This window comes from Methylicorpusculum oleiharenae (assembly GCF_009828925.2).
Lineage (GTDB): Bacteria > Pseudomonadota > Gammaproteobacteria > Methylococcales > Methylomonadaceae > Methylicorpusculum > Methylicorpusculum oleiharenae.
Window position 1 is genome coordinate 3,985,988 of the sequence record NZ_WUTY02000001.1, and the last position, 14,574, is coordinate 4,000,561.

At 46.0% G+C, this 14,574-nt stretch carries 10 protein-coding genes; 5 read left to right on the forward strand and 5 right to left on the reverse strand.

Translation table 11 applies throughout. From position 1 onward, the window contains the following. Nucleotide 1: 1 nt before the first annotated feature. The 3 genes from GO003_RS18055 to GO003_RS18065 all read right to left on the reverse strand — a co-directional run bounded on the left by GO003_RS18055 (nt 2) and on the right by GO003_RS18065 (nt 5,019). The gene (locus tag GO003_RS18055) at nt 2-2,374 is read right to left on the reverse strand and encodes a polysaccharide biosynthesis tyrosine autokinase (protein WP_159658350.1); all 2,373 of its coding nucleotides are present in this window, start codon (nt 2,372-2,374) and stop codon (nt 2-4) included. A gap of 110 nt (nt 2,375-2,484) precedes the next feature. Next, a complete protein-coding gene (locus tag GO003_RS18060) occupies nt 2,485-3,585 on the reverse strand; it encodes a polysaccharide biosynthesis/export family protein (protein ID WP_159658351.1) in 1,101 nt (366 codons plus the stop codon). A 12-nt stretch (nt 3,586-3,597) separates the two neighbouring features. Further along, nucleotides 3,598-5,019, reverse strand: coding sequence for an undecaprenyl-phosphate glucose phosphotransferase (locus GO003_RS18065; RefSeq protein WP_159658352.1), 1,422 nt, complete (start codon nt 5,017-5,019; stop codon nt 3,598-3,600). 358 nt (nt 5,020-5,377) lie between these two features. Here GO003_RS18065 and GO003_RS18070 point away from each other — a divergent pair, with 358 nt between their 5' ends. Beyond that, the gene (locus GO003_RS18070; protein WP_159658353.1) at nt 5,378-6,298 is read left to right on the forward strand and encodes a PilZ domain-containing protein; all 921 of its coding nucleotides are present in this window, start codon (nt 5,378-5,380) and stop codon (nt 6,296-6,298) included. An 85-nt stretch (nt 6,299-6,383) separates the two neighbouring features. On the opposite strand, the gene GO003_RS18075 is transcribed toward GO003_RS18070, so the two are convergent. Continuing rightward, nucleotides 6,384-7,919, reverse strand: a complete 1,536-nt coding sequence (locus GO003_RS18075; RefSeq protein ID WP_159658354.1) for a hypothetical protein — start codon at nt 7,917-7,919, stop codon at nt 6,384-6,386. 332 nt (nt 7,920-8,251) lie between these two features. Here GO003_RS18075 and GO003_RS18080 point away from each other — a divergent pair, with 332 nt between their 5' ends. The 4 genes from GO003_RS18080 to GO003_RS18095 all read left to right on the forward strand — a co-directional run bounded on the left by GO003_RS18080 (nt 8,252) and on the right by GO003_RS18095 (nt 13,005). Further along, the gene (locus GO003_RS18080; RefSeq protein WP_159658355.1) at nt 8,252-8,536 is read left to right on the forward strand and encodes a hypothetical protein; all 285 of its coding nucleotides are present in this window, start codon (nt 8,252-8,254) and stop codon (nt 8,534-8,536) included. A gap of 521 nt (nt 8,537-9,057) precedes the next feature. Then, complete coding sequence (locus tag GO003_RS18085) at nt 9,058-10,347, forward strand: ISNCY family transposase (RefSeq protein WP_407942112.1); 1,290 nt, start codon at nt 9,058-9,060, stop codon at nt 10,345-10,347. 135 nt (nt 10,348-10,482) lie between these two features. Continuing rightward, the gene (locus GO003_RS18090) at nt 10,483-11,658 is read left to right on the forward strand and encodes a cation:proton antiporter (RefSeq protein WP_159654935.1); all 1,176 of its coding nucleotides are present in this window, start codon (nt 10,483-10,485) and stop codon (nt 11,656-11,658) included. A gap of 96 nt (nt 11,659-11,754) precedes the next feature. Next, nucleotides 11,755-13,005, forward strand: coding sequence for a chloride channel protein (locus GO003_RS18095; RefSeq protein WP_231089067.1), 1,251 nt, complete (start codon nt 11,755-11,757; stop codon nt 13,003-13,005). Nucleotides 13,006-13,139: 134 nt separating this feature from the next. On the opposite strand, the gene GO003_RS18100 is transcribed toward GO003_RS18095, so the two are convergent. Then, a complete protein-coding gene (locus tag GO003_RS18100) occupies nt 13,140-14,477 on the reverse strand; it encodes a glycoside hydrolase family 5 protein (protein ID WP_159654937.1) in 1,338 nt (445 codons plus the stop codon). Between the last annotated feature and the right edge of the window lie 97 nt (nt 14,478-14,574).

Below are 14,574 nucleotides of genomic sequence, written 5' to 3' on the forward strand. Positions count from 1 at the left end.
CTTAGGCCTCTGCTATCTCATCGGGGTTTTGATCGATCCCTGAAGCCAACAGAAAATCAGGATCCTTATTTCTACCGAACCAGCCGCCCATCGCCTGATAGCCGGCCGTCCATAATGGCACGCTTTTAGACTCTTCACCGGCGCGGTTATAAGCGTAGCCGTAGTAGGGATAGTATGACGAGCCTTCTTTCAGATCATTGATAATAAATCCGTTCGGTTTGACACCGACCTGCTGGAATCGTCTAAAACTGACTTCCAATTCCTGCGCCGTATAACGGCCTTCCTTGACAACTAAAAATGTGGCGTCGGCGAGCTTGCTGATAATGGCCGCATCGGTAGCCGCCAGAATGGGCGGTGAATCAATAACAATATGGTTGTAAAAACTTTTCAGCTGATCCAGCGTTTCTTCCAGATTCCCCATCACCAGCAGTTCTGCGGGGTTCATGACCATATTGCCCCTGGGAATAAAATCCACGCCAACGTCCGGCAAACTGACGATAATGTCGCCCAGCGAAGCCTTACCGGCCAAAAGATCTGACAGTCCAGGCTGGTTTTTTATTGAAAAAGTCTCATGCAGACGACCGTTACGCATATCGGCGTCAATGATCAACACACGCTTTTTGATGCTGGCCAGGAGTGCCGCCAAATTACTGGAGACAAAAGACTTGCCCATACCCGGTGCGGGACTGCCGACCATAATGACTTTGCTTTCACTACTGGCCAGTGTTGCCTCCAAATTGGTCCGGAAACTGCGCAAAGACTCGACAGAAATATCAAGCGGATCCTGGCTGACCAGAATACCGGACTGACGGTCCTTGCCCTGATCAATGAGTCTAGCCAGACGGTGTTGCTTCTTGCTGTGCGGAATGGCGGCATATAACGGCAACCCCACCTGATATTCCAGCAAAGCCGGATAATTATCGTGGCGTTGCAACGAATAACGCAGAAACACCAGCGCCGAACCGGCTGTCAATCCCAGTAAACCGGCAATAGCCAGCATCAGTCCGGGTTTTGGCCAATACGGTTTTTCAGGAGTCACAGCGTAATCGATGATTCGTGAGTTACCCAAGGAACCTGCCGCCGCTATACGCTGTTCCTGAGCGCTGTTCAACAACGAGGTATAGAGTTCGGTGTTGACCTGAACATCCCGCGATAAGCTGACCATGTGCTGCTGAGTACGCGGTAAATTTTTGATCCTTTTTTCCAGATTGCCCAACTTGCCGTCAATCCGTCTGATCTGCGCCTTCGTTGCAATCATGTCCGGATGAGCCGCTTCCAGATGCTGATTTTGCTGTTCGTACTTTTGTTTGAGCTGAATATTCAGCGTCTCCATCTCGGCAGCCTGTTTCAACAATATTTCAGCTTCGGCCGGAATATCGACGGCGCCGTGTGTTTGCCTGTAGGCGCTCAAACTTTGCTCCGCCTTTTCCAGCCGTTCTTTGACAACCGGTAACTGACTTTCCAGAAAAGCCAGCTTTTGACCGGCTTCCGCAGACTCCCAATTCACCGTTGCGTTGACATAGAAAGAGGCGATGTCGTTAACCGACTTGGCCAATTGCTCGGGATCCCGGCCCTTCAGTTCTACACTGAGAATATCGGTATCCTTGGAAACCTCTCTAACGGTAAAGGCTTTCTGCAATGTTTCTATGGCAGCCAATGTGGTGGTTCTACTCAATTCAAAATGGGTACCGTGATTGGCTTCAAGCTCAATAATCTTGATGACGACAGGCTCAGTCTCGCCGATGTTGATTGAAACAGTGTCGCCTACAGATCCATCAACCAGCGTTTCATCTTTGGGACCCAGCAAGCGAAAACGACCTGATTCCAGAGCAACCAGCGTAAACTCTTTATTCAAAAACCGATCCGGCACGGTAAAGGTTGCTATTTTTAACTTTTCCCCGCCCCAGGCCCAACGACTGAAACCCCACCATGGCTCGGCAATGCCGTCATCGGCGTTATGCAACCTGGCCAGCGTCTCACCGATAACCGGAAAGTAAGCAGGAGTATATTCAACCACCAGATTCAAATCATCCACTACCTTGCCGAGCACCGAGCGGGATCTGAGAATTTCCACTTCGCGCTGCGCTCTGGGACTTTCAGTTTCAGCCGACGCTCCGTTCGTGTCGCTTCGCAGTGGCGCCGCCAATAAAGCCTTGTTCTTGTCTATCCTCAACAAGCCATCGGCTTTATACGTGCGAGGCGCCAGAACTAAATAGATCAGGGTGATGATCAGCACGGTGAATAAAGTCTTGAGAATGGTCTTTTTACCTTCCAGCAATAAATCGACATAGTCTCTGATACTGACACCCTGCTCTTCTAATCTGGACGCATTAAGCGGTGGTAATTCAGTACTGGCTTGATTTTTATAATACATAGTCTTTCATGCCTCACTCGTTTGAAAAGCTGCAACTGGCGAGTCAAACGCTACAGTGCTGACCCTGCCGGATGCGTTCTTTTTGTGATGACTCATGCGGTTGAATTCCATTACAGCCCCATCATTGCGGCTTGGGACATGATAGCCGTGAAGGATGACGGTAAAATCTGGTTCAGCACTCTGGACCACTGAGTCACCCCGGCGGTACCTACGAAAACGGTATCATGCGGTTCCAAAGCAAACTGATCGGCAAGAATCAACGCGTCGGGTGATTCGGCATTCAGCTGAAATATTTCAGGATTCATATCTCCCGAACGAATAACATAAATTTCTTCCGGCCTGGACATGTTGAAGTCAACCCCATAGGCTTCTGCCAGCGCTTGAGCCAGGGACATCTTGCCTTTATTGATAGGCAATGCCTGCTGTCTGCCGACTTCGCCCATAACAAATACCTTGTTATCCTTACTGTCGGGGATATTCAGCACATCACCGGCTTTAAGCAGCAGGTTTTGGGTGGTATTGCCCTGTTCATAAAGCGCCAGCACATTGATCTTGTATAACTTGCCATCTCTGGCCAGCGATACATTGCTCATATCGGCATCTTGCGTCACGCCACCGGCTCGGCTGATCGCTTCAGCTACCGTCAAAGGCGTTTCAGTTAACGGCTGTATTCCCGGCATTTTGACTTCACCCACAACAGCGGCACGATGACTCTGGAAAGAAAGCACCCGGACATCGAGTTTGACTCTTTTGAAATAGTTGGAAAGCTCTCTGGTCAGCAGACTTCTGACTTCGCTGACCGTTTTTCCTGCAACCTGCATAGTGCCGACATAGGGATAATACAGCTGGCCATCGTCATCAACGACTTTACCGGCCAATTCGGGAAGTATCTTTTCACCGCCAGGATCATTCAGCTCGGGATGATCCCAGACGGTAATCAGCAATCTGTCGTGCGGACCGATCCGGTAAGTGGCCTGATTCAAGTCCACCGGAGGCAGATTATTGACCGCCTGGCGCCTGGAGTTTTCCCTCTCTATGATCAAATCTGCAGTAATAGGCACAATCCGGGTCTTTTCCTTGAGCATCCGGCCATCTTTCATAACCGGCACCTCAAGATCCGATAAATTGTTATCGGCTTGCATTGTCATGCCGGGCGTCAGAGAACAGGCCGGCAACAGTAAAACCAACATCAATGGGAGTAATCTGGTCATGGCTGGGTTTCCTTAGTAGGCGTTCTTATTGATAAAACCAGTCAACAGGGTGCGCAGAGCAATCTCCAGATCAAACCACACCGACCAATGCTGGATGTAATACAAATCATGTTCAATGCGCCGGTTCAAATCGGTATCACCGCGCCAGCCATTGACTTGAGCCCAGCCCGTAATACCTGCTTTGACCATATGTTTCTTCATGTAATTGGGCACTTGGTCTTTGAATACTTCGACAAAATCAGGACGTTCCGGGCGAGGCCCTACCAGCGACATATCCCCCCTGAGCACATTGATCAGTTGCGGTAGTTCATCAAGACTGGTTTTTCGCAAGAATCCGCCAAATCGTGTCGCACGGTTTTCGCCGGGTTTTGCCCAGACCGCGCCGGTTGCTGCTTCTGCATTCACCGGCATAGACCGGAACTTCAACATCGTAAATGAATGATTATTCCAGCCCACCCGTTCCTGCCGATAAAACACCGGCCCTGGTGAACTCAGCTTGACGCCGATAGCAATGAATAACAGTAATGGACTGATCAGCACGAGAAGGATTAATGCCGACAATCTGTCCATGATTTCTTTGACATAGCGATTAATTCCATCCAGGGGCGATACCGAAAAATCCAAAGTCGGAATACCGGCCACCGTGTTCAAACTGAGGAATTTACTGTGCTTGAAAGCAAAACAATCGATAACCAGACGAATACTGACCGGTAAATGCCTCAACTGATATTGCGCTCGTTCGGCAAGTGATTCACCTGGAAAGGCAATCCAGACTTCGTCAATGGCTTCGCGGGTGACAATCGCATTGAGATCCTGTAATTCACCAAGCCTGATCAGCGATAAATCACCCACCGATTGCCGGTTTTCGGACCGATCATCGACATAACCGACCACTTGTAATCCTGCCCAGGAGGAATTATTCAATTGACGACTGACGGCAACCGCCATTTGATTCAAGCCTACCAAAAGGATACGGCCCTGAGACCAGCCTCGAGAACGTAACCAATGCAGTAATTGGGATAGAAGTCCTCTAGCCGTGAGAATAAACAGCAGACCCAGCGACCACCAAGTGATGATCCAGCGGTAACTGGAGCCGAACCAAAAATGCAGCCGTATCGATGCCACGATCGTAATCACCGAGACAACGGCAAATACCCAAGCTCTAACGATACGTGCGATTTCTCCGCGCATGACATCATTACGCCAGGGCCGGTAAACCTGACCCATTTCAAAAAAGATAATGGCCGCCAAAAGCCCTAATGCAATCACAATCCGGTAATCCTGATCGATCACCACCTGCCGCAGCCAAAAGTAATGAGACACCCAAGCCGCCCCCATCAGCATCGCCAGATCGACGAAACGCAACAAGAGGATTACAGTGTGGCCATATTGCTTGAAGAGCCCGTTGAAAATGTTGCTCAAACCGAGTGGCATATTCGTTAAACTCCTATTATGTCTATGATCAATGATAAAGAGCTAAAACCCTTCATCGCCAAAGTCATCGCGAGCTGCGTAATGCATAAATCGCTTTGATTGAGGTATAGATTACAGAAACAAGATGAGAGAAAACCCTTAGGTTTGATTAAGATTTGATGAAGATCGAATTAATAGAGGGTGAGAACCGACAAACGATGGATCGTGCTCGATGAGCAAAGCACCGCGTGCCTATAAAATGCGCAGTTACTTAATCCCGTATAGGTAAGAAATAATATTAATCTTTGTATACCGTCCCAACATTCATAGCTTCAACTATTATTCTGCACAGCTAGATGATAAACGTTTGAGGTTTTCTATGAATACAGTGAAGGTAAACGGCAAAAAACTAAATCGAAGAGTTGATTTTCGAATTTACGAGCAGGTAAATCTTTACTTCCATAAAGTCGACAGTAGCCAAATCAATGAATTCCAGCCCGGTTTTGATAACATTCTCACTCTATCTCTTTCGACCCAGCCGGTTGCACAAATTAACGGGCAGTCAGCAGAGCAATCACTACCCTATTCTCAAAGCCGCGAAAATGACACGCTCAATGTCAACATCAGTTCCAGCGGCATCGCATTTACCAGTAAAGAGGAATTAAATCCCGGTGATTATCTGGTAATCAGACTATTTTTGTTATCCAGCCTGACGGTTATTATGACGTGTTGCAAAGTGGTTTATTGCAAACCCAGCAACCCTTATGAAAAAAATCGCTACCCGCATCTGATTGGCGCACATTTTGTCAACATGACTGCGGAAGACAGTGAATTATTGGAACGGTTTGTTGCCAGGAGAAAAAAACAGCAGATGATTGCGAGCGGGTTGCTACTCAGTCTTCTAATTACAATTCTTGCGGTGCCTGATGTATTAACTGATTTATTCCTGGATCTTTGCGATCAGGCGATTGACCTGTTTCTGGAAGCGCTATCCATAGCCTACGATTACGCAAGTATGGGCCTGGATTATGTTATTGAACATCTATTCGATACTGACCGGCACCAAACTCAAGTCATTGAATTTTACACCATGACCGTTTTCGGACTTGTCTTGTTGTATGAATTGTGGCGTCATTTACCCCGATTATGCTTGCACTTAATTGATAAACAGCGTGAATTCTGGTTTCGCAAGAAAGCAAGTCTTCTTTACTTTTGGGGAGAGCAATCCTTGTTGAATAAAGTCAAAATCGCCGGAATGGGCATTGTCGCGATCACCTGTTACGGCTACTTTGCGATCTGAAAAAGCTGCAGCAGGTTTATGTGGAAAGAGGCGCGCCTCACTGTTCGTTCGGCGCACCCCAATATTGCTGTTTTTACAAAACGAACTAATCTAGCCGCATCGTCGTTTTGAACCGAGCAGAGGCTCCCAACAGACCCAGCACGAAGAAAGACGTGCCAACAAGCGTAAAACGCAGATTGATCTCTTCGATGATCATGTCGTCAGTAGCATAAAGCATGATAATCACAGCAATTGACCCCCAGGCAAGAAAACGCAAGAATGCCTCCAAAATCAGTTTGCCCAGATCTTCCTTTTCACTTGCAGGAGTATCCATTCGATAAGCGACAAAACAGGACATCAGTGCCGGTAAAATTCCCCACCGCATATGTTCCATGAAGCTTTCCAGAAAATTGAAATATTCTTTACGGTAATGCGTGAGTTCAAGCACAAGCACTGAGGACGTGGTACTGACAATGAATCCGAGTATCATCATTGCCAAATAAAATCCATAGTTTCGATCGGATTCGTTCTGTTGGTATTTCAAAGCCAGTGTCCGAGAAATAAACACCAGTGTTATCGGCAGGACATAGATCGGGATGACGTACGCAATCCAGCGCAAGGTATTACCATCAAAATGCGGCAATGGATTATCGGGAAACAGAAACGCATTATGCAATGAAACAGAAATCTCCCGGCCTAACATCACCCCGATTGTGGTGGCGGCCGTAAACAACAGAACGTACTTATAAGTATGTTTCAGACGGGCCTCATGAACCCTTCCGCCAAGCTGCTTTACGGATGCCCAGATATCATTCTCGCTGGCGCTACCGAACACAACCAGAGAGGCCAGTAAGCGGCAGAGCAGACCGGTGAGATTATCCAGTTCCTTGATCAGGTTTAAGGTTTTGGTGTAGTGCGGTTCCGCTTCTTTCCAGACGATCACTTTTTCCGACATTGCATTGTAGGAAATACAGATTTCCCCCCATTTCAACGACGGCTCATTGAAAAAACGACGGTAGGATGACTGGTTGGCGTAGTTTTGTATCTGGTCAAAAAGAAGACAGTTATGTGCCCATTTGTATTCGACCGTGGCACTGGATTTGTCAAAATCGCCCGGATCGATACTCTGTACCAGTAAGCGATTCGCTATTTGCGCTTTTAATTTATCGTCGATCGCCGATAATCTGGATGAGATTAAAGCATTGTAGACCTCTACCGCCTTGGTAGGAATTGCAAAAGCGTCATGGATACTGTCTCTTAAAATCAACAAAGGGTTAAATTTGTTTTCCCAGGCGATAAAAAAAAGAAACAGACCGGCGGCTATCAAAGGCATGATCGTGCTGCCATCCAGTCCATTCAGAAGATTCAGCAATTCTCCGGAACGAAGGTTCTCCACGGTATGTGTGACCAGTGGTTCAAGGGGCAGCCAACGCCAGGTAAGCAACAAATAAAGCGCTGTCATAAACAGGCAGTAAGAAGCCATCCCCGCCCAGTAAGTACTCCTGCGAATAAAGTATTGTGGAAGTGTTGGTTCTGCACCTAACTGAATCCGGCGTTTCTGAAATGACCGATAGGCGAGTAAAAATACCGCCCCGGCTCCAAGAAACTGTAAAACAAAGTTAATCAAGAATTCGATAGTCATTGTGCGGCTGCTCCTACATCCTTTTCACAAAATTTCGAGTTGTGGTAAAAATCAAGTCTCGCGTGATTATATACTGGCTTATCAAATAATTCCGGTCGTTTTTTAAGGCTCTGACACATAATGCCGCGGAGTCGGAGTCATAATGTTCATGAGAACTTTCTTTTGCTTAAGCGCACCAGAAAACGGTGTATTTTCTATCAAATTAATAGGATCAATTTACCTAATGGACAACTCTTTTATTTTTAGCGGGAAACTATAACATCTTAACTTTATTTAATGCGTTGCATTTATTATCATTACATTCACAACTACTAATACCCAAAGATAACTTTATGAAAACATCAGATGATTTAGGCGTTATTTCGGTTCTTCTCGAGCGTTTTGAAAAGCAAAGACTACCCCGCGCTTTGTCAATTAAAGAAAAAGTAGATAGAGGCGAATGTCTTGAAGACTATGATATCGATTATTTGAAAGAAGTCTTTGCAGATGCCCAAGATATTATGCCGACGGTTCACAAACACCCCGAATACCAAGAGTTAATAGGGAGAATAACCAGCCTTTATCATGAAATTACCGAAAAAGGCTTAAAAAACCAAGAACTTAAAAACGGACACTAACGTCAGTCATGCTCATTTTGCCGGGTAATCAAGGTGATCCATTGACCCTGAGTATGTCGAAGGGATTAAATATGCATGTTCTGAGCAAAACCTGAGAGCACACCATGAACGTTTTTCAGTTTCCCGTCAAAACTAAATTGTCTGACTACTGTTCATCCATGCGCTTTTTTACAAAACGCAGGTTAATGAATGGTAAAGTCATTGCGCATTCCACATGTTTTATTGGGAACATAAAATCTCAATTGTTTTATCAATAAACCGCGCTTTAGGGCTAATTGGCGCCGAATACGAAAGAAGTTTATCGTCGAAAATCCTGCTCCACATTAAAGCTAGTGAAGACTGAGACGGGTCCGGCCAAACTTACTCGCATCAATAAACGATCAATAATGCGCTACGTCTGTAAGATCAATTGAGTATGAGCCAGCAATTCCCAATTTAAAACCCTGATAAAATAAGGGGCACTTAAAATCAATCAATCGCAACATTAATAAAGCCATCGGTAGATACAAATGGACTTGGAAATAATTGACCTGATACGCCGCACCTTCGAAGACTTACCGGACTCCCGTAAACCCGGCAACAATCAGAAATACAGGATAGAAGATGCCGTTCTGAGTGCCTTCTCGGTGTTTTTCACGCAAAGCCCGTCTTTTCTGGATTATCAGCGACGGATGGAAAAACTCCACAATCGAAATAACGCACAATCGATTTTTGGTGTTCATCAAATTCCTTCGACCAGCCAAATCGGCAACTTGCTGGATCCCATTGCACCGGAAACACTCTATCCGGTGTTGGCCGAAGTGGGTGACAGATTGTACACACAAGGTTGCCTGAAGCCGTTCGTGAGTGTTGGCAGTACTTTGTTGGTGGCGCTGGACGGCACCGATTCCTTCAGTTCGGAAAAAATTTCCTGTCCATGCTGTACCCAACAAACGCTGAAAAACGGTCAGACCTTATACCGTCACACGTTGGTGACACCGGTCATTGTGGCTCCCGGACAAAGCCAGGTAGTGCCTTTGCCGCCGGAATTTGTTCGCGTCCAAGATGGCGTGGACAAACAGGATTGCGAACTGGCGGCGGCCAAGCGCTGGCTGACGAATTGGGGGCCTCATTACGCGCCCCGCGGCATTACGGTGCTGGGTGACGATTTATATTGTCACCAGCCGTTTTGTGAGGCCGTGCGGGCGCAGAACATGGCTTTTCTGTTTGTCTGCAAGCCTGATTCGCATGAGCTATTGTACGAATGGCTCGACGATTTTACCCGAATCGGTGAGATTCAAACGCTCGAGAAAAGCCGTTGGAACGGAAAACAACGATTGACCGAACGCTATCGGTATTTCAATCAAGTCCCTCTCCGCAATAGCGACGATGCATTAATGGTTAATTGGTGCGAAGTGACGATCCTCAATGCCAAACAAGAAGTGGTCTACCGCAATGCCTGGGCAACGTCACACACTCTCGACGAACACAATGTGATCGAGATGGTCGCCGCGGGCCGCGCTCGTTGGAAAATAGAGAACGAAAACAACAATGTCCTCAAGAACCATGGCTATCATTTCGAGCATAACTTTGCCCACGGCAAACAGCAGTTGTCCAACTTCTTGGCAACCCTCAACTTATTGGCTTTCCTCACTCATACGGTGCTTGAATGGCTCGACGAGGCTTACCGTGCCGTCCGCAATGCCGCACCTTCCAGGCGGACATTCTTCGAACAATTCCGAACCTTACTTCAATTTATGCCTTTTGATAATTGGCAGCATTTGATGCGGTTCATGCTCTATGGAGAAAATCAAATACCTAGAAAAACGTAAGGTTTTAAAATGGGAATTGCTGGAGTATGAGCTCATTTGCTCATCCCTTTTAACTAACGATGGTATACGTTTGATAATTGATTTAAACTCGAGCCCCTAACAAACGCGTCAATCAAATAATGGAGTCGATTTTCTATGGAAACCTATCCTACTGAACTTCTGTTGATTGCATTTATTGCAATGATGGCTCCTCTCATTACCGAACTGCCTAAGGGGTTCCGTTTACCTGTTGTCGTTCTTGAAGTCATTTTGGGGGTACTGATTGGTCCTCATGTCTTCAACTTTTCTAGTCCAACCGGACTGATCGGGTTATTAGGAGATCTGGGGTTGACCTTTCTGCTATTCATGGTTGGACTTGAGATCGATTTCGAAAAGATTCACGGCAGACCTTTCTCTTTGGCAGTCGGCGGTTGGTTTGTTTCGTTATCGGTAGCCATGATTTGCATGTATTTCTTTAATTCCATCGGCCTCATTCAAACGCCTCCTTTTTTAGCAGCGGTCGCCATGTCAACTACCGCACTGGGTATACTGGCTCCCATTCTGCGAGATCGCGGACTGCTGGATACGGACTTTGGGACGTATTTGATTGCTGCCGCAGCGGTCGGTGAATTCGGACCCTTAGTCATCATTTCAATGCTGTTGATACCAACTCACAGCACCATTGTACATACGTTGTTTATGGTGACCTTTATTATCATCGCTCTAATAGCCGCCTATGTTGCCCTAAATATGCGCTCATCCCGGTTCATTGAAATACTGACGAAGACTATGCAAAGCAGTGGTCAGTTGCCGGTGAGAATTTGTATTTTGGTGCAGATCCTGTTCGTCGCTCTCGCTGCCAAATTTGGTTTAAATATCGTCATCGGAGCATTTACAGCTGGAATAGTCGTTGGGCTTGCCATTAAAGGAGACGGTGGCGACATGTTGCGACATAAACTGGACGCTATTGGTTATGGCTTTCTGATACCTATATTTTTTATTGTCGCCGGCATGAGGTTCGAAGTCAGTGCCTTATGGTCAGTCCCTTTAGCACCTTTACAAGTAGTTCTTTTATCAGGCCTTTTGGTCTTGGTTAGAGGCTTGCCCGTCTTCTTTTATCGAAAGATTCTCGTTCCCGAAGACCAGCTATCATTCGCATTTTATTCGGCCACAGGTTTACCATTAATCGTCATTATCAGTGAAATCGGCGTTTCTTCCGGACTAATGCCTCCTGACAGGGCGGCCATCCTGGTAAGCGCGGGTATGGTTTCGATCTTGTTATTCCCTATCTTGGCTATTAAATTGCGTGGAAAAGCAATTCTGCCGTGGTAAGGCTCAAAGTCATAGCCAGCAGGGCAATTGAGCGATGAAACTATAATTTTGGAGAAGCACCTTTCATTCCTGTCATTGATTGCCTGGAAACAACGGTTGGTTTTCTGGATAGGCGCTATCGTAGTCGGCCTGGTTATTGTGTTGTTGACATGGCTCAGTGAATGGACCACACATACTTATCTTTCGTTTTCCCTCCATTATCCTTGGTTTCATTTTATCATTCCGCCTTTTGGCATGGGATTGACAGCATGGATCACGTTTCGTTTCTTTCCAGGCAGCGAACGTAGCGGTATACCTCAGATTAAAGCGGCACTCGAAATATCAAATACTCTTGCAGACAGAGCCAAATTGGTTTCGTTAAGAATTTCTTTCGGGAAAATACTTTTAACTATGATGGGGTTACTTTGCGGTGCATCGGTTGGCTTGGGTGGTCCCGCTATTCATGTGGGTGCTTCTATAATGTTATCCTTGGGCAGGGTAACTCAATTCCCATCTCATTACATGGAAAAAGGTTTAATTCTTGCCGGGAGCGCGGCCGGTTTCGCGGCGATGTTTAGTACTCCTCTGGCGGGTATTATTTTTGCCATTGAAGAAATGGGGCGAAACATGGAAGAGCGCTTGAGCAGTCTGGTATTGACTGCGATTATTTTTTCCGGTGTTACGGCTTACGCTTTAATAAACCGTTACATTTATTTCGGGGATGAATCTATGCTCAATATGCCTTGGGGAAGAAGCTGGTTAGCGGTTCCGCTGTGTGGGGTCGTAGGTGGGTTTCTGGGAGGGCTTTTCAGCAAAATTATTATTCTTGGCATTCGATTCTTTAATCAATTCCACATTTCAATTATTTTATTAGCCGTAATCTGCGGCGGTTTGATTGCTGTTGTCAATTATTTATCGGGTGATGTGACAGCAGGAACCGGCTATCAACAAATCAAATTGATTTTAAAGGGTATTCAGCCAATGGAGCCTTCTTATCCGTTCCTAAAGATGATAGCAACCTGTGCCACTTTTTTTAGCGGAATACCCAGCGGAATTTTTGTTCCTTCACTTGCAACAGGCGCAGGAATTGGCGTCAATTTGGCTAACTGGTTTCCCATCGCGCCCCTATCAGCTATGATTTTGTTGACCATGACTGCTTATTTTTCGGGCATGCTTCAGTCTCCACTGACGTCATTTGTTATTGTCATGGAAATGACCAATAGTCATGAAATACTCATTCCTTTAATGGCAGCCGCGTTTTTAGCGAATGGGACATCGAAACTTATTAATCCTGTACCTTTGTATCTTGCATTATTTAACGCCTCTAAATACCAATTAAACAAGCAAGTTAAGATCAATGAAAGCTGACCTTGATCTGGTTTCAGCGGAGCAACAAAACACAGCGTCTAGGTTGCGGTTGTCGATAGCCAACCCAATATTCAAGGCCATGGCGTTAGCCGAACTAATAGGCTCTACCCCCTCAAGAATCAGCATGGACTTAATTAATCAAAAGCGGCGATTGGCTCAGCGACGTCACCGCTGTTTTCCGCCAGTTTTTCAGATTTAGCAGTAAAAGCTTCAGTAGGCCGTTTCAAGTCTCGGCCTAAGGTTGCTTTTCGCATGGCGTTGATGACGGTAGGGTTGGGAGAAAAATATTCGGGTGTATTCCATTGACTCCATTTGTTTTTTATCGTGTTTAAATCATCCGAAGCAATATCGGCAACATTGCTGTTTTGCGCTTCTGTGTTATACATGCCCCAGTTATTGCGTCCCATCACCTTATAAGTCCACGTTGTCCAGTGGCTGCCGGTTTCTGTAAATTGCTGAAGTCCGTAATCCCAGGAATCGGCATTAGCGAACAATGTAAACTCCCCTATAAAATGCGGTACGTTATATTTTGAACCCCAATTTTGAGCTTCCTGTATCCACCCATCCACAGCATTTTTCATCACTGTAAAATCTTCATTGTTTTGCCATTGGTAGTAGTGCAAAGAATAGACGACATTCTCCCAATTTTTCTCTTGGGGATTCGGAAGCGTATCCCACCACCAAATTGCTTCCATAAATATGATGTGGTCGGGATCAATCGCTCGGATAGCCTGATACAAGGAGTCATAAAGGTTAACTACCTCAGACCCCATCCTCCCTGGAAAGGTTTCGGAGGGTTCATTTATCAGGTCATAACCGGCCACAGCGGCATTGTCTTTAAAACGCGTGGCAAGGGTTTCCCAAAATTCTATCAGTTGATTCTGATAAAGCGGGGTGGAATAAAGCAGCGGACCGTTTTGCCGTCCTGAATGATGGGCTCCGTTTTGTGAACCCGGCGCGCCATGCAGATCAAGTATGGTGTAGAGCCCATACTCAAGCGCTTTGTTTACAGTCCATTCAATCCTGGATAAATCAATGGCGCCTGTATCGTCCAGTCTCCAGTTGCCCTCATCATCCATATGATTAAACGCATAGACTGGCAAACGGATACAGTTGAGGCCGGCTTCGGCGATGTTCTTGAAATCAATTTCTGTGATCCATGAATCCCAGTAAGCGTTATATAACTCCCAGACAGCATCTTTACCAAAACGATCGGTAAGAATATTTCGCGCATCCCATTCATTTGATGCACCGGTTAAAGGCGACATCCAGGGTTCGTGCCCCCTCCAACCTCCCAGATTGGTGCCGTAAAGATGAACATTTTTACCTTCACCATAATTGTCTCTGATATCCGGGCCATCGACTTTAAGAAAATCGGAAGCGAAACAACATAAAGGGGACAATATTATCAAGGTCGAGAGTAAAACGGGGATTCTAGGTAAAATTGAGAGGAAATCAGATTTTAGTTTCATAAATATCACTATGGCTATTTTTGCCAAAAGTCCAAAATGGCAAATTTTCCATTTCACTAATATGTCAAATCAATGAAGGTATGAACTTTTATTCGAC